This window comes from Vibrio sp. YT-15 (genome assembly GCF_033337445.1).
Lineage (GTDB): Bacteria > Pseudomonadota > Gammaproteobacteria > Enterobacterales > Vibrionaceae > Vibrio > Vibrio alginolyticus.
Window position 1 is genome coordinate 14,638 of record NZ_JAWOQR010000007.1, and the last position, 23,221, is coordinate 37,858.

A 23,221-nucleotide genomic window follows, 5' to 3' on the forward strand; every position below is an offset into this window, starting at 1 on the left:
GAATGGCTTACGATCCCGTAAAAACCGCTGTGATTGGTTACGGATATTCAGCAAAAACGTTTCATTTACCCTTCATTAAAGCGCTACCAAATTTAACGCTGAGCGCGATAAGCTCTCGTCAACAGGAGGCGGTTCAAAATGATTGGCCAGATGCCAAGTGGTTTTCTGATGCGAATACTTTACTCGATGATAGTGATGCAGAGCTCGTAATCATTACTGCGCCAAATGACGTACATTACGAACTTGCAAAGCGTGCGTTGAACAATGGGAAACACGTCATCGTCGAGAAACCGTTTGTTACTCGTATAGAAGACGGTAATGAACTTATCGCCTTGGCGGAAGAGAAAGGTCTAGTGCTGAGCGTTTTTCACAATAGACGTTGGGATGGAGATTTTCTCACGGTTAAATCTCTTATCGAACAAGGTAAGTTAGGTGATATAAAGCTGTTTGAGTCACACTTTGACCGTTACCGCCCTGAAGTTCGTCAACGATGGCGAGAGCTAGCTCAAGATGGTGGTGGTATTCTATTCGACCTTGCTCCTCATCTTCTCGATCAAGCATTGGTGTTGTTTGGCTTGCCAGATGCGATAGACGCACAATGTCGAATGATGCGTCCGGGCGCGACGACGATTGATTATTACAACTTGATACTTCATTACCCTGAGCATATTGTGCACTTGCATTCAAACTTGTATAGCCCAGAGCCGAATCTCCGATACAAAGTATTGGGTACGGAAGCTAAATATGAAAAGTTCGGATTAGATCCTCAAGAGGGCTACTTAAAAGAAGGCCGTTTGCCGGAAAACGATGCTTGGTCGGAAGAAGATGAGGCGTTATACGGCGTCCGCTACGACGAAGATGGTGCGCAAACTATCAAAACGGAGAGAGGCGCGTACCAAGCTTACTTTGTTGGTGTGGCAGACGCCATTCGTTTGGGCACTGATAACCCGGTCCCTGCCGCTCAAGCAGTACAGAATATCGCTCTGATTGAGATGGCATTGGAAAGCAGTAAAACGGGTAAAACGATTCAGGTGAAACCATGAGTTTGACGCTTGAACTCGTGGCCCGGCAAGAGCATGAACTTCAGTTGGCGGAATTTAATCATCATATTGCGTGGTCTATCGGCCTCGCTCTAAAAGAAGAGGCTGAAGCTCGCGGCGCGGCTGTTGCTATTGAGGTTTACGGCTTTGGACAAACGCTATTTCAATACGCGATGGCAGGAACCTGTGCTGATCATTTAGATTGGGTCCGTAGGAAGCGAAACTCAGTATTAAGGTATGGCCACAGCTCTTACTATCTTTCTCTGTACAACAAGCAAAAGCAACGTGATTTCGAAAATCAGCCTCATCTCGATGCTCGTGAGTACTGTGCTCATGGTGGCGCGTTCCCAATTCGGCTTTCTGGGTCTGGTTTGGTTGGGGTTGTGACGGTATCGGGTTTACCGCAGTTAGATGATCATCAGCTAGTTGTGGATATATTAAAAACGATGACAGAGACAAAACCCTCTTAAACGCCAAATATGAAAGTAGCACGGTTCTTTATCGTGCTACTGAATTCTCTTTTTAGCTCATAAAGTGTTCTTTAATGTGAGCAAATATTAACATTGATCCCAACTTACTACCTGAAAATCAAATCAATTTCATATAACCTATACGCTCATTCATATAGAAAGCCTTCAAAGTTGGCCATTGGCAATGTCTTTTAGAAGAAAAGAAAAACTCAATCTTAGAAATCTTATTGTCACCCTATGTGTGTTCAGTGTGCTTGTCACTTTGATCAACGCATTCTACTCGATTTATCGTGTTCAAAGGGATCTCATCATCAATAACACGTTAGAATCAAACCGTGTTTACGCCCAAAAAATGTCTGAAATGACAGACTCTTTCATAGAAAGCTCAATGTCGCAGCTAAAATACAGTGCGAACGTGCTAAAAGACAAGATGCATGACGCTCAGCTTCTTGATAAAGAGGCTGAGAGATTAAGAACGCAAACCAAATCATTTAACTCTGTGGTTGTCGTTAATGCAAAAGGGGTTATTATTTCTGTATCCCCTGAAACACTTCAGGTGAAAGGTGTAAGGTTAGTGGGTGAAAGAAAACGCCAGTCTTTAAACGCTCAAGCACCGGTTGTTACTGAACCATTTATATCGCCCGCTGGAAATTACTTGTTAACCATCTCATACCCTATATTTTCTCAATCTAATGAATATTTAGGTTATATCGGCGGCACTATTTATCTAGAAAAAGAAAATATTCTTGCAGAGTTACTCAGCCAGCACGCATACAAAGATGGTTCTTTCCTTTACGTTGTCGATGAGAGTAACACTCTGATTTATCACCCAGATCAGTCGAGAGTTGGTGAAGTAATCGACGATAATGAGGCAATCAAAGCGGTGACGATGGGGCAGAGCGGTAACAAAGAAATTGTTAACTCTCGCGGCGTCGAAATGCTTGCTGGTTATGCACCAGTAAAGTCATCAGGATGGGGAATTGTTGCTCAGCGCCCGAAATCGATGACGTTATCTGTGCTAGATGAACAGATGTGGAATGTTTTCCTTAAGTCGATTCCAATTGGTTTATTAACTTTGTTGCTAATTTGGTTCTTGTCCCTTCTTATTTCTAGACCACTTTGGCAGTTAGCGGGTGCTGTGCGAGGTGTCGAAGAACATTCATCATCTATCGATGATCTCAAACTGGTTAAGTCTTGGTATTTTGAGGTCTCACATTTGAAGCTTAGTTTTCTTAAAGCATTTGGTATCGTGTCAAAAACCATTGATAAGCTGCAACTGGATACATTAACAGATTCGATGACTGGATTATTGAATCGACGTGGATTAGATAAAGTTCTTGGTTTGTTTAAGCAGGAAAATACCGCGTTCTCTGTTTTGGCGCTAGATATTGACCACTTTAAGAGCGTAAACGATAACTATGGCCATGACGTGGGTGACAACTTACTTAGAGAGTTTGCGCAGTTAATGAAAGACCAAGCTCGCTCTAATGATCACCTGTGTCGTTCTGGCGGTGAAGAGTTTATGATGTTTTTGGAAAAAACAGACGTAAACCACGCTATGGATGTTGCAGAGCGTATTAGACACAACGTGGAACAACATGACTTTCAGGTGGTTGGTAAGGTCACGGTTTCGTTGGGCGTTTCTCACTGGAAAGGCAATGACACACCAATTGAAGCGGTAATGAAAGACGCCGATAATGCACTGTATAAAGCGAAACATAATGGAAGAAATAGAACGGAGTTGGGTGACGACGCACAATAGATATTGCGCTTTATGCTGAACATAAAACGAGCCAGTGACTAATCTTTGCTGTTAATCGCTGGCGTAACCGCTACCAATTGCGCGAAACGGCAAGTTCAGCTCTAATTCTGGAATTTGTTTACCCACCCAAGCCGGAAATGTATTGCTATTTGGCCCTGGAAACAGCGTATATTCTTCAGCCCAAGGGTATTGGTTAATAACACTTTGTATTTTAGGGATAAGCTGGCGGGCCTTTTCACCTTGTATGGAGAGGATCTTTTCTGGTTTTGCACCATACCAATATCGATCTGGCGTCCCAGTTTGGTACTGATATAGAGCGGGTTGTCCGCGATTCACTCTCCAGCCGACTACTTCATACACTGTATATTCGTTCGCATTTTCAGGCTTTATTGCAAACCATGTATGAACAGCAAACCAGCCTCGCCAACCAAACGCATCTGCGGCGTAAAACTCAATCACAGCATGCTTAACATTAGAAGGGTCGGGTGCGATACCCGCAGGTTCTCTGCTAGCAGTACGCCAATCTACTTGAGTGCATCCACCCAGCATAACCGCGATTGACATGAACCCAATTTTTACAAGGTGAGTAAAGTTGAGAAGGTCTTTCATTTATTGCTCCTAGACCAACCGATGCTGGTAACGCTCTACTGATTTTAGCTATAAAAACGTGGCAAGCCTGATTGTTGAAATCCTATCCTTATTAAAAGAGAGAGGGAAGTTAGTGCCATAATTCCAGTTCATACGTAATAATAAGGTAAGCCGATTTGTAACATGTGGCATAGACGATGCCGTATTTCTCGAACGATTCGTCTAGTTGCGTATGAAAAAGTAAGAGGTTGTATGTATTCCTTACACGGCTACATGAATTAAAAGCATTAAAAAACAGAGGTTTACAGTGGATTTTGACTGATTGAGTGAGTTTGGGACCCTCACATTGTCTCACATTTGCTTGTTTTGGGCGGAATTTTCATCGCTCATCTTTTTGCGCGTTTAGAGTCAGCGTTCAGCTATGGCACAATAGGCGCTCACAGAACAAGTGCTGTTTGGTCATGCAAATAGCAGAAAAATAACTAGAAATAGAATAATTAATGTTTAAATCAAAAAGTATACTCGCATTAAGCATGTTCGCATTTGGCTGTTTTGCCAATCAAGATAGCGAACCAACGTCCGTTGTGCTGAGCTATGGTGACTCCTCCATCAGTACTGATATTCAAGCCAATCGAAAATTTCATGTTGTCCGAGACAATGAAAGTGAGCACGTAGAATTTTCCGGCGGAATCATAAAGGAGTATTCCGATTATATTGTGAATGTTCATATCATAAGAAAAAGCAAAATACGCAGATCAAGCCGAGAGCTGAATACAACCGTACTGATGAACAGTGATCAGATTGGGAAGCCTTTAGTGATTGGCATTGAAAATGATGAGTTCACTAGTATCACTTTGCGTTAATGCTTAGTATTTATTGAATAAGAATGAGGAAATTGATGCTCTCAATACGCTGCTATCGCACCGAGGATGCCCCAACACTGTGGGCACTCTTTTACCATACTGTGCGAATCATTAATCGTCGCGATTACACGGAATCACAAGTTTCCGCTTGGGCACCATCAGATTTTGACCTCGATGTGTGGCAACGCAAAATGGACGATATTCAACCCTATGTCGCGGAGATAGAAGGGCAGGTCGTTGGCTATTGTGATTTGCAAGGTGACGGCTTGATTGATCATTTCTTTTGCCATCATGAATACCAAGGACAAGGTGTTGGTCGTGATTTGATGTCTTTTCTTTGTTCACAGGCGAAAGTACAGGGGATAAAACGACTGTATTCTGAAGTGAGTATTACCGCCCGACCTTTTTACGAGAAAATGGGTTTCACAGTTAAGTCTCGACAACGTGTTGAGGTTAGGGGAGAAACCTTAACTAACTTTATGATGGAAAAGTATATTTAACTTAAATAGTGAGCATTTAGTGAGCTTGAACACAGATATAAAATGTTTTCCAATGTGAAAGCGAGTTCATTGATCTCGCACCAACGTTTTGTTTGAAAACAGTGTACATAATCTTCTCTGGAACGCCATTACCGCATTTCGTCTCTGAAGGCTTAAAAAACAGTCTGAAAGTTTTGGTTTTGCGGCGGGTAATAGCGTTCCAAACGCCAAATGTGTCTGGCTAACCATCTCAGGAAGAGAAGTAGTACTATGCGCCCTTATCTCAAATACGTTGTTCCAACATTGATACCATTGCTTGTTTGGTTAATGCCTCTCTCTGCGTTCCCATTTGATGGCATTACTATCGTCCAGCAAAGAGTGATTGCAATCTTCTTGCTTGCCGCACTTTGCTGGGTATTCGAGCCAATTCCAATCTACGCCACTTCGGTTGTGATCATTGTCCTAGAGCTATTGCTTGTATCAAATAAAGGTATTGTGCTCTTTCGTTTGCAAGAAGGGCAGCCACATTTTGGTGAGCTATTACAATACAACGAGATAATGGCGACTTTCGCTAGTCCGATTATTATGCTCTTCCTCGGCGGTTTCTTTTTGGCTATGGCGGCGACAAAGTACAGGTTAGATGTCAACTTAGCCCGAGTGTTACTCAAACCATTTGGACAAAAACCAAAGTTCGTTATGCTGGGGTTGATGCTGATCACCGCTGTTTTTTCCATGTTTATGTCAAACACCGCAACAACAGCGATGATGTTGTCCATTTTAACCCCTGTGATAGCGGTTTTCGGGCCGAAAGACCCAGGTCGAATTGCATTCGCTTTGTGTATTCCTGTTGCGGCCAACATTGGTGGCATTGGTACTCCAATCGGCACGCCACCGAATGCCATCGCCCTAAAATATTTGGTTGGTGACAACTTAATTACGTTTGGTGAATGGATGGTATTTGGTGTGCCATTCGTTATTGTGATGATGGCGTTAGCCTGGTTTCTGATTGGCTTTTTATATAAAGCCGAACAAACCACCATCGATCTGAACATTAAAAGCAAGTTTTTGAAAACACCCAAAGCAATAATGGTTTACGTCACCTTTGCCGGCACGATTATTCTTTGGTTGATGGGTTCTGCACATGGAATGAATTCTTACACAGTAGCATTAATTCCGGTCGCAGTGTTCTCATTGACGGGCATCATCAACAAAGAAGACTTGAAGAAAATCTCTTGGGATGTGCTTTGGTTGGTGTCAGGCGGTATTGCTCTGGGCCTTGCTCTAGATAAAACCGGGCTTGCGAAGCTGGTGGTACACAGCATTCCGTTTGATCAGTTCTCGCCATATGTTGTCTTGTTTGGTGCGGCTTTCTTGTGCTTGTTAATGGCAAACTTTATGTCGCATACAGCCACCGCAAACTTGCTGATGCCGATTATGGCTGCGTTAGGTACTTCTATGGCTTCGCTAACGCCTCTCGGCGGTGAAGTTACTCTGATCTTAGTCGTGACATTTGCTGCTTCACTCGGTATGTCGTTACCAATCAGTACGCCACCAAACGCGTTAGCTCATGCAACAGGGCATGTCGAGAGCGGCCAAATGGCTCGTATCGGTGCCGTGCTAGGCGTGATTGGCGTATTACTCAGTTTTGTGATGGTGTGGATTTTACATACTGTTGGGCATATTGGATAACCCATGTACGAAACGAAGTTAGACGCGTTAGTACAACGCTACTTTAATCACCTTGAACGCCGATTAACGGTTTTATCCGGGTCGGTGCTTATTGAGCAAGCTGGCTACAACGATCGCTTGTACTATGTGCTGTCGGGAGAACTGGCGGGGTATTACGCGGAAGATGACAAGAAACCGATTCAGGTATTTTCTGCGTCTCAAGGTGCGTTTATTGGCGTACATAGTTTCTTTTCTGGTACGTGGACTGCCTCTTCGACAGTGATTGCTCAAACCGATGTTGAATTGGCTTGGATACAGCGTGATACGCCCGCCGTGGAAGAGGCGACATACGGGCCATTGACGACACAATTTATGCCTGTGATGGTTAACGAATTATCTCGTCGTCAACGGCGTGCAATGCAAGAGGCATTGGCTAAAGAAAAAGCACTACAAAAGCTTCATACCGCAGAGCAAATGACAACGTTGGGGCAGCTTGCAGCGGGTATTGCTCATGAGTTGAACAATGCGATAGGCGTTGTAAGCAGTAAATCAGAACGGCTAGAGACAGTTATCATGGAACTGCTTGAAGAAGTTCATCCGGAAGCGAGTCAATTTTTTGATTTTGGTTTAATGCAAGGGCAGAAAGTCTCTTCTAGCGAAGCGAGAAAGCGGGGGCGCCACTTCGAAAAATACTACGGTTTAACCAAGGAGGTTGCTCGTGATCTTGCACGTGCCGTTCCAAACAACTTCCTTTCAGAGCATTGGCTAAAAAGACCAGAAGAAGCGATACGTTTCTGGCAAATGGGACGAGATCTCCATGACTTACGCATCGCCTCTAAACATACCGTTGGCATTGTGCGATCCGTAAAACAATTGGGGCGCACGGATATCGACTTGGATGAAGCGATTAACATCAATGATTCAATCAATCGCGCCTTGGCTCTATTGCAAAGTGACTTAAGACGAGTGAGTGTTCGTTTTAGCCCTGCGGATTTACCTGCTTTTATTGGTTCCCAAACCGAACTCGTCCAAGTTTGGGTAAATATCTTAAAGAATGCGTGCGATGCACTTGATGAAACGGAGAAACCCGGTATCGAAATACATACTCGGGAGAGTAAGGGTAAAATTTTGGTCACGATTGCTAACAATGGACCAGAAATTGATGAAGCGACACGTAGAAAAATTTTCCGGCCAAACTTCACCACTAAAAAGGGGGGATTGTCGTTTGGTTTAGGGTTAGGTCTGTCGATTGTGAAGCGCATTATCGCCGGATATAACGGCTCTATTGTAGTAAAGAGCGACAGTGAAAAAACGATTTTTAGAATCAAGTTACCAGTAGAGGGTGAACATGGAGAAGCTTAATGTAATTTGCGTTGATGACCAACGAGAGGTACTAAGCGCGGTTCTACAAGATTTAGAGCCGTTAAATCAGTGGTTGAATATCGAAGACTGCGAATCAGCAGGTGAGGCTCTAGAACTGATGGATGAATTTGATGCAGAAGGCGAGATGATCGCATTGATTATTTCCGATCATGTGATGCCAGGTAAAACGGGAGTAGAACTGCTGACCGATGTATCAAAAGACGGTCGTTTTGGCTTTACGAGGAAAGTGCTTCTTACCGGGCAAGCGACGCACACCGATACGATTAATGCGATCAACTCCGCAGGCATTGACCGCTACTTTGAAAAACCATGGCAAGCAAGCCAATTAATAGAGTGTGTTAGAAACTTGGTGACCCAATATATCTTTGATGTGGGCTTAGATTACACTCAGTATCACGAGCATTTAGATCAGAGTGTGGTGTTTGAACGCCTACGTTAATAGGGGGGCATTAAGCTTTGTTTTCGTCACGGCCAGTTAGTGTCTGAAATCTATAGTGAATAGTTCAGCATGTTTAACGTGGCCGTGCGGAATATTGCTCTAGTATGCTTAACTCAACGAATAGCGGCTTGCACTGGCAACAGAAAGTGGCTTAGAGAACCAATAACCTTGCAGATAATCGACGCCCATTTCGGTAAAAAATTCACACATTTTGGCGTCTTCAATTCCCTCAATCACTACTTCAATATTATTTTCCTGGCACATAGTGATAAGAAACTTCAGATATTCTTGTGAAGAGCGGTTGGTTAGTGTTTTCCACGCCATCGACCTATCAATTTTGATTTGTGTCATCGGGAGGTCGAAGAAGCTATTTAATGAACTGTAACCAGATCCAAAGTCATCCAGAGAGAGTGCAAATCCTAGTTCCCTGAGGGTATTCAGAGGGGCAATGGCTGTCTGATTATTATCCAAAATAAACGTTTCTGTTAGTTCCAACACAATAGACTCAGGATCGACACCAACCTCATCCGCCATGGCTTTAATTCGCGCAGGGAATTCACTATTCATTAACTGAAGTACAGAAACATTCACGTTTACACGAACTTGGTTTTGGTAACGCTCACGGTAGTTTTTGATAAATTCACACGCTTTGGCAAAGACTTGATATCCGAGTTCGACAATCAAACCTTTGTTCTCTGCGACGGGGATGAATTCGTCTGGATAAATTTCGCCAAACTCTTTGCTACGCCAGCGAACCAGAGATTCGAAGCTCACTACTTTTGAGCTTTTGGCGTCAATAATTGGCTGAAACTTAACGCTTAATGTCTGTTTTTCTAGTGCACTTTTTAGACCTTGTTCAATAAAGAAATAACGGTCTACGGCATGCTGAGTTTTCTCACTGTAAACCGCAACACGGTCTTTATTCTGCTCGCTTGCGTACTGACAAGTTCGTGCTGCTTTACGTAATATTTCCTCTGCTGAGTGACTTGGATCTATGCAAGGATACAAACCAATACTAATGTTACTTCCTAAGTATTGGCCCTCTTCAATCACTGCCTCGTGGTAGGTTTCCTTTAAACTTTCGGCGTAACTTTGCAGCGTTTCTACCGAGCATTCATCGTGAATCAAAATCGCAAAGTCATCATCATGTACGCGATATACAGAACTATTTGGAGAAGGTAGGTGACTGAGAGTTTGTAGCAATTTTTCCACTAACCCATCGACCAACTCGCTGCCATATTGATTTAAGTAAGATTTAATCTCTTCTATCTGAATGTAACAGATAGATGCACAAGAATCAGTGGCTCGCACACTATCTTCAATATCCAGCAAGAGATGGGCGCGATTAGCCATACCTGACGCATTGTCATGAAATGCGACTTGATGAATGTAGCTTTCCATCAGCTTGCGTTCAGAAATATCACGGTGGCTACCAACCATATAATGACCATGTTCTGTTTCTTTGGTCATGGCTACGCCTTCAATCCAGACGTACTGTCCATTGGGTTTACGCACGCGGTAGGTCGTTGTGACCCTCGTGTTGTTGGTAATGATGTGAGCATCGACCCGAGTGGAGAGTCTTTCTCGATCGAGAGGGTGAACAAGGTCTAACCATTGCTCTAAGCTGATTCGACCAGCGTTGATACCAAGCTGCTCATAAAAGCCCTTGTTATAAAATACCATGGTGCCAAACTCATCCATGTAAAAGAGGCCTTCGTTAAATACATCGAAGATATGAATGAATCGTTCTTCGACGATTTTTAGGAACTCTCGGTCACTATCTGAGACTTGTTGGTCAAATATGGTGGTCAAGATATTTCCTCCTCGAGCCTTTTAGCATCAGAGATGAGTGTTGGGGTTGATAACATAGAGTTGATCTGCTGGCGTACATTACAATCACAAAAGTGTCAGTTCAAATTGTTTGGCTATCATTTTATGCGCTACTAGGTTAATAACATACTAAGATTAGGCGGCTAATCATCGACATTTATAAAAAATAGTCAACAGTAAAAATCATTTATAAAATACAGTTATTGATGCCGTCCGCAATCTATAAATATTTATGAATAATTATCCTAAAGTTATTTTCAGTTGTGTCGGTATCAATGTGCTGTTTTCTAACGTCATTTGTATATATGCTATCTTGGATAAAACCATAATAACAAAAAGGACTTAATGAGCGCGACCGATTATTAATTGACAGGATGCTCATTAATTGTAATCAATTCAAATTTATTATCACGCCAAGTAATCAAATCTCTTATAATGCGGACGTTAATATCGAGTAAGCCTTCTTTATATGCAGTACGATCCGAAAAATTCCATCAAAATTGCGCTCGCTGATATCGGCGTTGGTATGTTTGTTACCGCGATAGAGCACAACAAGCGCGTCAATTTAGCCAATGCAGGGCGGATATCTAGCCCTGAAGGCATTAAGAAGCTTGCTACAAGTGGCGTAAAGTATGTTTGGGTAGATCAAACATTATCTTCGCAGCAGTGTGTCTTCAAGCCTGTAGATGAATCAGCTGATGCCACTAAAGAGACGCGAGAGCAGAAACACTCCGATTTTAAGAGGGGTCAACGAGCTTATCGTTCGAGAGACATCCAACACAAGCGAGCCAAAAGGCTGATCGCCGAAGCAAAAGATTTGGCGCAAAAACTATTGAATCAAACTTTTGAAGGAAAAATCATAGAAGTTGATGAAGTAGAAGCTTGGGCTGACGATGTCATTGAAAGTGTTTTTATTGACTCAGATGCGTTGCAGTGTGTCTCTGCACTCCGAAAAAAAGACTCTTATTTATTGGAACACTCCGTCAATGTCGCTTGTCTTTTAGTGTCATTCGGTAAGTACTTGGGCTTGGATAAACCAACGCTAAAACAGCTTGCTGTAGGTGGCATTATTCATGATGTAGGTAAAATTAAAGTCGATGATAAGATCTTGCACAAGCCAGCGAAGCTAACGCCTGAAGAATTTGAACATATGAAGCTACATCAAGTGTTCGCAGGTGAGATTATCCTTCACGTAAAAGGGCTTAGTGAAGTAAGCCGTGATGTTTGTTTGATGCACCACGAGAAGTTAGATGGCAATGGTTATCCTAGAGGCTTGAAGGGGGATGAGATTCCAATTCACGGCCGTATGAGCTGTATTGTAGATATCTACGATGCGCTAACGGCTGATCGCTGTTACAAAAAAGGCATGAGTTCTGCGGAAGCGTTTAAAATCTTGTTGAGTCTAACGCCATTTCATTTAGACGCAGACTTAGTTTACAAATTCATTAATTGCATTGGGATGTACCCCGTAGGCTCCATTGTCGAATTGAACGATGGGCGTGTTGGTATTGTTTGGTCTTCAAATGAATCTCAAGCATTAAAGCCAGAAGTGAAATGTTTCTACTCCCGCAAGTATAAACGATACATTGATGTCACGATGGTGGACTTAAAAACGAGTGCGTACAAAATTGAAAGAGCGATCGCGCCTTCATCGTTAGAGATCGATCCTAAGCCTTTTTATGATTAAGAGAAATAGATAAGCTTATACAACAGGCTTTACACCCTTGCATGTAGAACGTATTTTATTTGCATAACTATCTATTAATTTTTTCTAAGTTATTTAGATGCAAGATGGTTATTAAGACCTCGGCTATCATGGATAGAAACCGGGCGATAAAATAGTTCTACACAATGGGCTATAAACCTCATTTTGCTGGAAGGGATGCCAATGCAAATAGATACATGGATTTTTTACACTCTTGCCATTCTCGTGCTCACTGCTTCACCAGGACCAAGCTCACTGTTGTGTTTGAGTAAAGGAGTGAGTAGTGGGTTTCGTATTGCTTTCATGACTGCGCTTGGCAGTTTGTCTGCGATTACGATCATCCTTACGCTCTCATTTACCGGGTTGGGAGTTGTCATTGCTTCATCTGAGTTAGTTTTTAATATTATCAAATGGTGTGGTGCCGCTTATTTAATCTGGTTAGGTATTCAAGCGTTGCGCTCATCTCAGAGAGATTTTAATAAAACGGCAACGACTCAAAGTTCCGCGACAGCGTTCAGCGCGTTCACTAGTGGTTTCATTGTTGGCGCTAGTAACCCCAAAGCGATAGTCTTTTTCACCGCTTTGTTTCCTCAATTCATTGAACCTTCCGCACCGCTACTGGCTCAATACGCGATTTTCGCGTCTACATTTGTGGTTTTTGAGCTTAGCTGGCTAACATTTTATGCATTGTTAGGGGTAAAAGCCTCCGATTGGTTGTTTGTCGCTGGAAGGGCGAAGTTGTTCAATCGTTTGACTGGTGGAGTATTTATTGGTGCAGGCGTGATGTTGTCGACGGCAAACCGATAAGTAAGACAGATTTCGGTACGCAGTTAGGTTTTCCCATATAGTAAGTTGGAATGCGCTAATTTAGCTTTGTCTTATTTCCAGAATGGAAATAGACGTTTTGTTTATTTTCATTAGTGGCAACAGCCAAGCAGGAGTAAAATCACGTTACTCTTTAGGGGTAGAGCTCGTATTTTGTCTTGTGGGCTTGTGGTTACTTTGTAGGAATATCTTAGATGACAAGCCTTTCTAAACTACAACAACGTTTTCTAGATATCGCGACCGACGTCCGTCTTTCTCCAAAACAGAAGTCGAGTTGTTTAGCTTTAGAGGCTGAAGCGTGCATTCCTTACATGACCGTATCTCCATCACTGAGACAAGCAATGGATGAAGGCATCATCTGCGATATGTTTGAAGGTCATGCACCGTTTAAACCTCGCTATGTGTTGCCTGATTACGCTAAATTTCTATCGCAAGGCTCAGACTATTTAGAGTTGTCTCCGGCTGATGATTTCGATGATGCGTTGAACATGCTGACCATCATTTACCATCATGTTCCTTCGGTAACGAACATTCCGGTTTACTTAGGCCAGTTAGATGATGTCTTGTTGCCTTACATAGGCGACCTAACAGAGAGCCAGATTTACAAAAAGTTAAAACATTTTTGGATCATGCTGGATCGCACATTGCCAGATGCGTTTATGCATGTGAATGTCGGACCGACAGACAACATTATTTGTCGCACTGTTTTAAAAGTAGATGCGGAGCTCAAGCAGATCGCACCGAATCTCACCTTTATGTACGACGAGACAGTTACACCTGATGATTTACTTCGTCAAGCGACACAGAACATTTGTGAATGCAGTAAACCGCATATTGCCAATTACCCAATGCACGCGAAAGCCTACAACGGCTCACGCTTTGGTATTGTAAGTTGCTACAACTCGCTTCCATTAGCAGGTGGCTCGAACACATTGGTGCGAATGAATTTAAAAGAAGTTGCAAAACGAGCATCAGACTGTAACGACTTCTTAAACAGTGCGTTGCCTTCTTACCATCGATTAATGGTCGAGCTCATAAACGCAAGAAGCACGCATTTGCATGAAAAATCGAACTTCTTTCAAGGCTTTTTGACGCAAGAAGGGTTGATAAAAGAGTCCTATTTCGCGCCAATGTATGGCGTTTACGGCATGGCCGAAGCGGTAAACCTTCTATTTGAAAAAGAAGGGCAAATAGGGCGATACGGAAAAAATGATCGAGCAAATACTTTTGCTCATGATGTTTCAGCAACACTGGCTAAACTGGTGGACTCAACCCCGGTGAAATATGGTTTAGATGGCAAAGCGCTCTTACATGCACAAGGCGGCATTAGCTTAGATCATGATGTTACGCCAGGTGTACGTCTGCCTTATGGTGCAGAGCCAGACGCTGTCACTTATGTACAAGCAACGGCGAAGCATCATCAGTATTATCGTGCGGGTATCAGCGATATTTTGACGATTGATGAAACGGTGAAATCTAACCCAGAAGCGATGTTCAATTTATGTAAAGGGGCACTAAATGCTGGTTATCGTGAGTTTACCGCGAATGTCACTTCAAATGACTTAATTCGCGTGACAGGCTACATGATCAAACTTTCAGATGTCGCGAAATATGATAAAGAAGGTTCGAGAACCAACACGACGTTTCTAGGTGCAGAAGCAGCAAAAAATACCAAAATTTTAGAACGCTCGCCACGTGTGGTGAGTCATGAAGTAACACCGACTTACACGCAGGCATAAGTTCGGTTTAGGAAAGAACAAGATGTCTAGACGAAGTGGAAGCCTTTTGGCAAAAGTCACTCGTATCCTTCCTTTCTCTTGTGTTGATGGGCCAGGAAATCGTCTAGTCATCTTTCTACAGGGTTGTAACTATCAGTGTTTGAACTGCCACAATCCTCACACGATAAACCATTGTAATCATTGTGGTGAGTGTGTGAGTGAATGTTCAGCAGGCGCATTGAAGTTCGACGAAAACAACAACGTTGTTTGGCTTAAAGAGGAGTGCACCCACTGCGATCATTGTATAGAGATATGTCAGAACCAATCTAATCCAAAAATTACTGACTACTCTGTAGTAACAATGCTCGATTTGATACGCAAGCATCGCTTTTTCATCAGTGGTGTTACAGTATCCGGTGGGGAATCTACCTTACAACTTCCTTTCATTATTGAGCTGTTTAAAGGGATAAAACAAGATCCTGAATTACGGCACCTCTCTTGTTTCATCGACAGTAACGGTTCTTTAGCGGTTGCTGGTTGGCAGCGTATTCTACCTTTTCTGGATGGCGCAATGATCGATTTGAAAGCGTGGCAGACGGAGACGCATCAGTGGCTAACTGGGCGTGATAATCATCGTGTATTTAAAACCCTTCAATACCTAGTTGAACACGAAAAATTGTACGAGGTCCGCTTACTGCATATTCCCCAAAAAAGTGATTTAGATATAGAAATCGTAGCAATTGGACGTTACTTGAGTACTCTTCCTGAATCGGTGCTTATCCGTTTAAATGCCTTTCAGCATCACGGAGTAGTGGGGGAGGCGTTAACTTGGGATACGTGCTCTCATCATGATATCGAACGCTTAAAATCAGAGCTTCGATGCTACGTGAGTAACCCTATCACAGTGCCGACAGTACTCACGTAGTACCGTTGTTTATCTATGCTTACGCATCACAGGCATCTAACATGGCGCAAGCGTCGAGTAATTGTTGCTGTAACCATTTTAAAGCGGGATCGTTTAAGCTCGCTTTGTTCCAAACGAGGCTGTAGGCTACTTGCCCGTAATCGAATGGAAGAGCTTGCTCAACCAAACCTTTTGCTTGCATTGCCGCTCTTGCCCAAAGCTTGGAGCATGTGAACAAGTAATCCGAGTGCTGACACATCACCGCAGCTGAACCAAAGTCGGCTACACGCATGGCCAAGTTTCGTTTTGAATGCCTTTGGGTGAGATTTTGCTCAAAATAAGGTTGTGACAGATCTTTATCATGAATACCGATGTGTCTTGCACAAAGGTAACTTTCAACAGATAAGGGTTGCTCAGCAAGTGGGTTCGATGCTCTCATTAAGCAAACCATTTCGTCTTTCAAAATGGTTTTCCAGACCAAGTCTTTATTTTGTGTGGGTGGTTGGCTGAGATCGTGAGGAAGCAACAAAAAATCTACTTGACCTCTTGCTAATGCATCGAAGCTCATTTCCTCTTTCGCATGGACATTCAAGTGCGCGTGATTGCTCAGTTGTTGGGACAAGTGCTGTAGAACTGGCGCAAAGAGCTCAAATGAACTTTCACGCATTGCTAATGAAAAACTACCTTGATAGTAAGCCGGATTGAAAGAGCCTTGATGTAATAATCCATTCATACTGGAGAGTATGCCATGGATTGATGGGCCTATATGCAGCGCAAATGCTGTCGGCACTAAGCGAGTGCCATCACGGTAAAAAAGGTCATCCTTTAGCGTTTCGCGCAACTGTCCGAGCGTTTTACTGACGCTCGATGGTGTTACACACAAGCGTTCTGCCGCAAGTGTGACGCTGTGAGTGGTTAACAACATATGTAAAACAGTTAGATGTTTAAGGCTTATACGCGAAAGAGCAATGTAGTCCATAAATAGCATGGTTTCTTATGATTTTTGGCAGTATATCAGCATGAAACAAATTTTTACTATTGTTTATCTCGGAAATACGCCTGTTTCTCTTTGAGCTCAATGCATTTAATGGGTTGCATAAGGATTGATGGTGCTTATAAGTCTAGAAATTTATCTTAGTTTTGTTGGACTTTAATGCTTTCATTTATTCAATTCTAAAGCTTCTATGTAATTTTAATCAATTTGGAGGAGTTGATTGATTTGTACACGAATTAAACTTGTTCCTTGTTAATTAAAATAGATATTGTTTTGTTGATTGTTTGGTGATTTACTCATGCTCCCTCAGTAACAAAGGTATAAATAATTAATGGACGACCCCTTTAGTCGACAAAACCCTTCACCATATGTCTTCTTATTATTGGAGACATGCTCATGCTAGAACTTTTTATGCAACCAGAAGCTTGGGCTATTTTCGCCACTTTGTTTGCGCTTGAAGTTGTCTTAGGCGTTGATAACGTCGTTTTTATCTCTGTCTTATGTGAAAGACTGCCGCTGCACCAACGTAAGCTGGCAAGAAACCTTGGTATTGGTCTTGCTGTTATTGCTCGTATTGGTTTAGTGTTTTCAATCTCTTGGATCATGCAATTGACTCAACCGCTATTTTCTTTGGCGAACCAAGCGTTTACCGGAAGAGACGTCATCATGATTGCGGGTGGTGCATTCCTCTTGGCTAAAAGCCTGAAAGAGTTGTGGAGTTGGTTAAATCACAACGAGTCTGCTCACTCAACTCACGCCCGTACTGGTTTAGCGGTAGTTCTGTTGCAGATTGTTGCCGTGGATGCTGTATTCTCGATGGACTCGGTGATAACCGCCGTTGGTTTAACAAGTGATGTCCCACTTATGGTCGCAGCGATTGTTTCTTCTGCTATCGTGATGGTCATGACAGCAGAAAAAATCAATAACCTGGTGTCGTGTTACCCTGGTTTTAAGACACTTGCTTTGTTATTCCTCGTTTTGTTAGGTGGTTTATTGATGGCAGAAGGCTTCGAAATTCATATCAACAAAGGTTATGTGTACTTTGCGATGGCATTCGGCTTAATTCTGGAACTTTGCCATATCCAGTTAAAAAACAAACAACGCCCGACTATTAAACGTCTTAGTCCGTTGCGAGTTCATCCAACCAGATTAGAAGCTCGTCAATAATAAAAGATATTGCCGCTCATATGAGCGGCATTTTTATATTCGTCATCACCTATTTTTACTCTCTTTTTATTTTGTTGTCGTTTCGACAAAAAATCGCATTTGTTGTGGGGTTGAAGATTTTTTATATAGACCGCCCAACTAATATGAGTGAACGACAATAATGGATAAAATGATCGATGCGTTAGCAACCCATGGCTACTACATCTGGGATGATTTTCTTTCTGAACAAGAAGTGGCTCAATTACGAGACTGCATTCCAAGTAACTGGAAAAAAGCGCGTATTGGTCGTAATGACGATGTGACTCGTATTGAGTCAATTCGAAGTGACAAAATTCAATGGTTATCGCCCAATATGGGGCACGCGGTTACTTCTTACTTAGATAAGATGGAAGAAATACGCCAAGAAGTGAACCGTCACTTGTTTCTAGGACTTTTTGAGTATGAAGCTCACTTTGCCAAGTACGAGGAAGGGGATTTCTACCAAAAGCATCTAGATTGTTTTAAGGGCAATGAAAACCGTCGATTGACAACCGTTTTTTACATGAACGAATCTTGGACGGAAAAGGATGCAGGTGAATTGGTGGTTTACGATCTAAATGATAATAAGATAGCAACCATCCCTCCTCAATCAGGACGCTTACTTTTATTCTTATCCGAGCAATTCCCGCATGAGGTTTTACCGACCAACGCAGAGCGGTTCAGCATTGCAGGTTGGTTCAGAATCAATGGTGTGCGAGACAATGTACTTGATATTGCAAAATGATTGGTTTGCAACCAGCATAAAATCAGCAAAGGGCGTAGATACGCCCTTTATCGATTAAACATTAGTTGATAGCTCGTAACACTCGGTCATGTTTCGCTCTAGTACTGCATAGACGTCAGGACAAAGTTCTTGTTTAGCGACTTGCGCACCCATAATCGCGGCGATTTGTGCTTGAGCCATTCGTCCGCGGTAGGGACGGTCCTGAGACAGAGCTTGAAAAACATCGGCAACCGCGACAATACGCGATGGTACATCGAGTTCGTCTCCTGTTTTATGATAAGGATAGCCTGAACCGTCCAAACGCTCGTGATGATTAGAGGCCCACTCCGCTATTTTAGCGTTGGGAAACACTTTGTGTAATGCGAGCTGAGTATCAATTGTATGGCGTTTAATACGCGTATACTCTTGTTTATTAAGAGAGCCTTCTTTATGAAGAATCTCATCTGGTGTTTTTAACTTTCCGATATCATGCACCAACCCAGCAATAAATAACATCTCTTGGTCGTGCTCACAGAACCCAAGCTTGATGGCTAGATACCGAGATAACTCCGCCACTTTTTGCGAATGTTGATAAGTAAATGGGCTTTTTGCGTCAACAATTCGAGCGATAAACATTCCCAAACTATTCATATCTTGGATGGTGAGCTGTTTTTGAAGCCAATCAATGCTTTTAAAGTTTAATCCGATGGTTTCTATATTTTCAGACTCCATCGCGAACCAAAATGCGTCGGTCATAACGAGCTTAACCATTGCCTTAGCCATGTCTGGATTAAACAAAGTTCCAGCGTTTGCCATGATGCATTCTGCAATTAGTTCTTCATGAAGTGTGACAATGTCACAGTGGCAGTTCATGACGTATTTGGAACGCATAAAATCGAGACGATCGGCTAAATAGAGTAGGGCAGCGACCTCTTTTTCAAAAGGCGGTAAATCAAGATATTTTAGTTCACTCCAATGTGTATGGTGGTAAAGAACAGGTGTAGCAAACTGACGTAACAAACGACACTGCTTGAGGCTTCGGTATCCTCTTAAGCAATGTGTTTTTACATCTTGTGGCACCAACTCCTCAAGTAACATTTTATGTTCTTGTGTTTCGGAGACCCCACAATCGTGGATCATCCCTGCGAAGTAGCAAAACTCCGCTTTTTCTGGTTCCCAGTTCATGACCCGAGCACATTGGTAAGCTATGTAAGCGACACGATGGCTATGGTGCGTATCATCAACACCGACATAGTCGAGTGCTCGAGCAACCCAGATAAGTGCTTGTTTCAGATCGACTTCAAAGCCCATGTCCGTATGGGAATGGCAAGAATGATTCATGGTTTATACCGACATTGCTAATTAGCCCACGCTAAACCCAAATCAGAAGGTGATAGGAAAAATTGGGTACGACAGCGAATAGACCCCAAAAAGGTGGGCGTTTAGACATAGTTTTGATTATGGGCGGGATAATAATCCTAGTTGCATAATAATATCACCTGAAGCTCATGGTTAAGAGTCAGATATTTGAACTAAGTATAAGTTTTGAAAGATTATTGTTGCTCTTGTTGACTTATTTGAAAACGACAATAAATCATGATGTAACGCATTCTTATTTTTATTTTTGTAGATCGTGTTCGGGCTCAACCAGAGACACACGGTATTGATGTCTGATTAACAGAATTCATATTGTTGCTTTTGAAGGCAAAAAATAAGAAGACTTCTTCGAGGCTTGCTCTGTAACTAACAGAGTAATAGGGAAAGCAGCTTGCTAACTACATGACAATAGAGCGTCGTTGAAAACATTTTCTCTGTAGCTCATGTCGTTGAGGAAAGATAATAAAATGGTACGGTTTCCCAGCGATGCTAGCCCTTTTAGTGAGATAAGTTTATTGAAAATGTGTGATTGCAAAGTAAGCATAGGTAGTAAAAGTAGCTAGAATGATAGCTCTAAATGAAAAGGATTTCGTATGTTGAAGCATCGTTTATATCGGACTTACACCGCAGGGTTAAAAATGGCAGCCCATATCCTTCCTATGCCGAGACCAACCTTGTTTTCCGGCCCTGGTTCGATGAATGAGCTATTAGAATCGATGACCGAGCTGGGATTTAAACGCGTTTTGTTAGTTACCGACGAAGGGTTAGTCCAAGTCGGTATTGTAGATAAGGTGCTTGAGGCAGCAGCACAACTCGATTTACAGTTAGATGTTTTCTCGCAAGTTAAGCCCGATCCTACCTATGATCAGGTAGAGAGCGGTCTAGAGGCTTATCATCGTTTTCATTGTGAGGGCATATTAGCTTTGGGTGGCGGCTCTGCAATGGATTGTGCAAAAGTTATCGCTGCGAAAGTTACCAATAAACGGCCAATAAAAAAATTAGCTGGACTATTGAAGGTATGGCGAATGCCAGCGCCGCTTTTTGCTATTCCAACAACGGCTGGAACCGGAAGTGAAGTTACTATCGCTGCGGTCGTGTCAGATCCCTCCTCACACATTAAAACCCCTTTAATGGATCCAAAGTTGGTGCCACTAATGGCAGCTTTAGATGCGAATTTAATGATTGGTTTACCTCCTAAGATCACGGCTGATACTGGCGTTGATGCATTAACCCACGCTATTGAGGCCTATGTATCGAAAAACGCTACTCAAGAAACGATGGCTTATTCGGTTGCCGCTATTAAACTCATTTTTAAATATCTTCCTAGGGCTGTGATGCAAGGGGATGATGTCGAAGCTCGTCATAAAATGGCTATGGCATCCTATTACGCGGGTTTAGCATTTACCAAAGCGAGTTTGGGTTATGTTCATGCCTTTGCTCACACATTCGGTGCGAGATATGGAATACCTCATGGTATGGCAAACGGATTAGCCTTGTTGCCTGTGCTGCGCTTTTCATTATCAGAGATTGAGCCTCAACTAAGAAAGCTCGATGAGTTGACGGCCGAGGGGCAGTTAGGTAATGCAAGTGCTCAGCATTTTTTGGCGAATCTGGAGTCCTTGTTTTCAACTATTGATATTGAGCAATCCAGTGCGCTCATTCAACGTGAAGATGCTGATGCGCTTGTTGATTTAATTCTGAAAGAGGCGCACTGGAATTACCCTGTTCCCAAGTTCATGAACAGGGAAGAATGCACACAGTTATTGTTAAATATCAGCAAGGTGTAAATTATAGTTTACATGTGTGGTTTTTTATCCTTACACTTTGCTTGATCTTCTGCTAAAGATCCTACAATATCGACGGCAATACAAATATGGTGTTGGTTTCGGTCCGCCGTTGCCCGATCTAATACTGATAATTTCTAATGCAGTGTAAAGATTAATATACAATGAGTCGTTCTAAAGTATTCGGTAGTACGCTAATTATTGCGGGCACTACAATAGGCGCTGGTATGCTAGCGCTTCCACTTGCCTCTGCCGGCATTGGTTTTTCAACTTCAATTATCATCATGCTAGGTTTATGGGCTCTGATGGCTTTCACTGCCTTACTTATGCTTGAGCTTCATCAACATGCGGAGAGTAGTGCTACACTTCATACTTTGGCGAAACAGATCCTAGGTCAAAAAGGCAAGTGGGTGGCAAGTTTTGCGATGTTGTTCCTTTTCTACTCGTTGTGTGCAGCGTATATCGCTGGCGGTGGTGCTCAGTTCGGAGACCGCCTTGCACAATGGTTTGACCTCGATATTTCAGGGCCTACATCAACGATAATCTTTACCTTAATTGTGACTTTAGTTGTGACGGTGGGTACCGGTACGGTCGATAAAGTAAACCGAGTACTGTTCGCGATGAAGCTCATTGCGATGGTTGCGGTGCTTTCTTTTCTTGCTCCAAACGTTACGGAATCTTACTTGTTAAGTATGCCAATCGAACAAGGCCTTGTTGTAGCGGCGATTCCGGTGATCTTTACTTCGTTTGGTTTCCACGGAAGTATACCTGCAATTGTGAATTACTTAGACGGTGACACTTCTTCTTTACGCAAAGCCGTTATTATTGGTTCGACGATTCCACTCGTTATTTATATCTTTTGGCAAATCGTGACGTTGGGTGTGGTTAGCCAAAGTACGCTTGTTGAGAACGGAGGGTTGAGCGCACTGATTGGTCAACTATCTCAGACAGTACACCAATCAAATTTGGGTAGCATTGTTGGTGTGTTTGCTGACTTGGCATTGTTGACATCGTTCCTTGGCGTGAGTTTGGGTCTATTCGAATTTTTGGGTGATACCATCAAAGGAAGTAACGATAAGCCTAATCGTTTGATTGCGGCACTAGTGACGTTTACTCCACCGCTAGGCTTCGCACTTTTCTATCCTCAAGGCTTTATTATGGCTTTGGGCTATGCAGCGATTGCCTTAGCGATTTTAGCCATCTTTTTGCCTTTGGTTATGGTGATCAAGGTTCGTAAATCGGATGATTTTACTGGGGAGTACCGCGTCGCAGGTGGTCAAGGTGCACTAGTGATAACGGGCATCGCTGGCACTGGCATCGTATTCGCTCAGGTGTTAATTACGCTGGGTGTGCTTCCTGCTCTAGGCTAGTTGTTCAGAACGTTCTTTGAATAACCTCTAGTTACTGAATCCATCGTAATCAATCAGTATTGTTAGGCCAACGAGTTTCGCTCGTTGGCTTTTTTAATCTGGATCAAATTACC

Annotated in this window: 20 protein-coding genes; 16 read left to right on the forward strand and 4 right to left on the reverse strand. The window is 42.7% G+C overall.

All coding sequences use genetic code 11. The annotated features are described in order from the left end of the window. Nucleotides 1–2: 2 nt before the first annotated feature. The 3 genes from R7D93_RS14625 (at nt 3) to R7D93_RS14635 (ending at nt 3,272) form a co-directional block, all read left to right on the forward strand. Nucleotides 3–1,043, forward strand: a complete 1,041-nt coding sequence (locus R7D93_RS14625) for an oxidoreductase (protein WP_005377752.1) — start codon at nt 3–5, stop codon at nt 1,041–1,043. Then, nucleotides 1,040–1,510, forward strand: a complete 471-nt coding sequence (locus tag R7D93_RS14630) for a heme-degrading domain-containing protein (RefSeq protein ID WP_005389124.1) — start codon at nt 1,040–1,042, stop codon at nt 1,508–1,510. Before R7D93_RS14625 ends, R7D93_RS14630 begins: the two co-directional genes overlap by 4 nt. Nucleotides 1,511–1,694: 184 nt before the next feature. Further along, the gene (locus R7D93_RS14635) at nt 1,695–3,272 is read left to right on the forward strand and encodes a sensor domain-containing diguanylate cyclase (RefSeq protein ID WP_005389121.1); all 1,578 of its coding nucleotides are present in this window, start codon (nt 1,695–1,697) and stop codon (nt 3,270–3,272) included. 51 nt (nt 3,273–3,323) lie between these two features. On the opposite strand, the gene R7D93_RS14640 is transcribed toward R7D93_RS14635, so the two are convergent. Next, nucleotides 3,324–3,881, reverse strand: a complete 558-nt coding sequence (locus tag R7D93_RS14640) for a DUF3750 domain-containing protein (RefSeq protein WP_054865586.1) — start codon at nt 3,879–3,881, stop codon at nt 3,324–3,326. A gap of 479 nt (nt 3,882–4,360) precedes the next feature. On the opposite strand from R7D93_RS14640, the gene R7D93_RS14645 reads away from it, so the two are divergent. From R7D93_RS14645 to R7D93_RS14665, 5 genes are all read left to right on the forward strand, one after another. After that, entirely contained in the window at nt 4,361–4,723 is a 363-nt protein-coding gene (locus R7D93_RS14645; protein WP_054865587.1) for a hypothetical protein, read from the forward strand. 35 nt (nt 4,724–4,758) lie between these two features. After that, nucleotides 4,759–5,223, forward strand: a complete 465-nt coding sequence (locus tag R7D93_RS14650) for a GNAT family N-acetyltransferase (RefSeq protein WP_053350583.1) — start codon at nt 4,759–4,761, stop codon at nt 5,221–5,223. 249 nt (nt 5,224–5,472) lie between these two features. Further along, complete coding sequence (locus tag R7D93_RS14655) at nt 5,473–6,891, forward strand: SLC13 family permease (RefSeq protein ID WP_017634015.1); 1,419 nt, start codon at nt 5,473–5,475, stop codon at nt 6,889–6,891. A gap of 3 nt (nt 6,892–6,894) precedes the next feature. Further along, on the forward strand, nt 6,895–8,232 hold the full coding sequence (locus tag R7D93_RS14660) for an ATP-binding protein (RefSeq protein WP_225496834.1): 1,338 nt from the start codon (nt 6,895–6,897) through the stop codon (nt 8,230–8,232). Next, nucleotides 8,219–8,692, forward strand: a complete 474-nt coding sequence (locus tag R7D93_RS14665; RefSeq protein ID WP_053303110.1) for a response regulator — start codon at nt 8,219–8,221, stop codon at nt 8,690–8,692. The genes R7D93_RS14660 and R7D93_RS14665 overlap by 14 nt, the downstream gene beginning before the upstream one ends. A 108-nt stretch (nt 8,693–8,800) precedes the next feature. Here R7D93_RS14665 and R7D93_RS14670 read toward each other — a convergent pair whose 3' ends face one another. Further along, complete coding sequence (locus R7D93_RS14670; RefSeq protein WP_005377743.1) at nt 8,801–10,504, reverse strand: putative bifunctional diguanylate cyclase/phosphodiesterase; 1,704 nt, start codon at nt 10,502–10,504, stop codon at nt 8,801–8,803. Nucleotides 10,505–10,991: 487 nt separating this feature from the next. Between R7D93_RS14670 and R7D93_RS14675 the strand changes: the two genes are divergently transcribed. From R7D93_RS14675 to R7D93_RS14690, 4 genes are all read left to right on the forward strand, one after another. After that, a complete protein-coding gene (locus R7D93_RS14675) occupies nt 10,992–12,209 on the forward strand; it encodes an HD-GYP domain-containing protein (RefSeq protein ID WP_225496836.1) in 1,218 nt (405 codons plus the stop codon). A 201-nt stretch (nt 12,210–12,410) separates the two neighbouring features. Next, on the forward strand, nt 12,411–13,034 hold the full coding sequence (locus tag R7D93_RS14680; RefSeq protein WP_158156333.1) for a LysE family translocator: 624 nt from the start codon (nt 12,411–12,413) through the stop codon (nt 13,032–13,034). 212 nt (nt 13,035–13,246) lie between these two features. Further along, the gene (locus tag R7D93_RS14685) at nt 13,247–14,791 is read left to right on the forward strand and encodes a YjjI family glycine radical enzyme (protein ID WP_225496838.1); all 1,545 of its coding nucleotides are present in this window, start codon (nt 13,247–13,249) and stop codon (nt 14,789–14,791) included. A 22-nt stretch (nt 14,792–14,813) separates the two neighbouring features. Further along, nucleotides 14,814–15,695 carry a YjjW family glycine radical enzyme activase gene (locus R7D93_RS14690; RefSeq protein ID WP_193837397.1) on the forward strand — a complete coding sequence of 294 codons (882 nt, stop codon included), beginning with the start codon at nt 14,814–14,816 and terminating at the stop codon, nt 15,693–15,695. 19 nt (nt 15,696–15,714) lie between these two features. Here R7D93_RS14690 and R7D93_RS14695 read toward each other — a convergent pair whose 3' ends face one another. Continuing rightward, a complete protein-coding gene (locus R7D93_RS14695; protein ID WP_005377737.1) occupies nt 15,715–16,653 on the reverse strand; it encodes a LysR family transcriptional regulator in 939 nt (312 codons plus the stop codon). Between the two features lie 411 nt (nt 16,654–17,064). On the opposite strand from R7D93_RS14695, the gene R7D93_RS14700 reads away from it, so the two are divergent. Further along, entirely contained in the window at nt 17,065–17,835 is a 771-nt protein-coding gene (locus R7D93_RS14700) for a TerC family protein (protein WP_005377734.1), read from the forward strand. 160 nt (nt 17,836–17,995) lie between these two features. Continuing rightward, nucleotides 17,996–18,598, forward strand: a complete 603-nt coding sequence (locus tag R7D93_RS14705) for a 2OG-Fe(II) oxygenase (protein WP_005377733.1) — start codon at nt 17,996–17,998, stop codon at nt 18,596–18,598. Between the two features lie 54 nt (nt 18,599–18,652). Here the strand turns inward: R7D93_RS14705 and R7D93_RS14710 are convergent, their stop codons facing one another. Further along, complete coding sequence (locus tag R7D93_RS14710) at nt 18,653–19,918, reverse strand: HD domain-containing phosphohydrolase (protein ID WP_154204618.1); 1,266 nt, start codon at nt 19,916–19,918, stop codon at nt 18,653–18,655. Nucleotides 19,919–20,547: 629 nt separating this feature from the next. On the opposite strand from R7D93_RS14710, the gene R7D93_RS14715 reads away from it, so the two are divergent. Continuing rightward, nucleotides 20,548–21,741 carry an iron-containing alcohol dehydrogenase gene (locus R7D93_RS14715; protein ID WP_225496840.1) on the forward strand — a complete coding sequence of 398 codons (1,194 nt, stop codon included), beginning with the start codon at nt 20,548–20,550 and terminating at the stop codon, nt 21,739–21,741. A gap of 161 nt (nt 21,742–21,902) precedes the next feature. Beyond that, nucleotides 21,903–23,108 (forward strand): aromatic amino acid transport family protein, encoded by a 1,206-nt coding sequence (locus R7D93_RS14720; protein ID WP_033905238.1) that lies wholly within the window; start codon nt 21,903–21,905, stop codon nt 23,106–23,108. Nucleotides 23,109–23,221 lie beyond the last annotated feature (113 nt).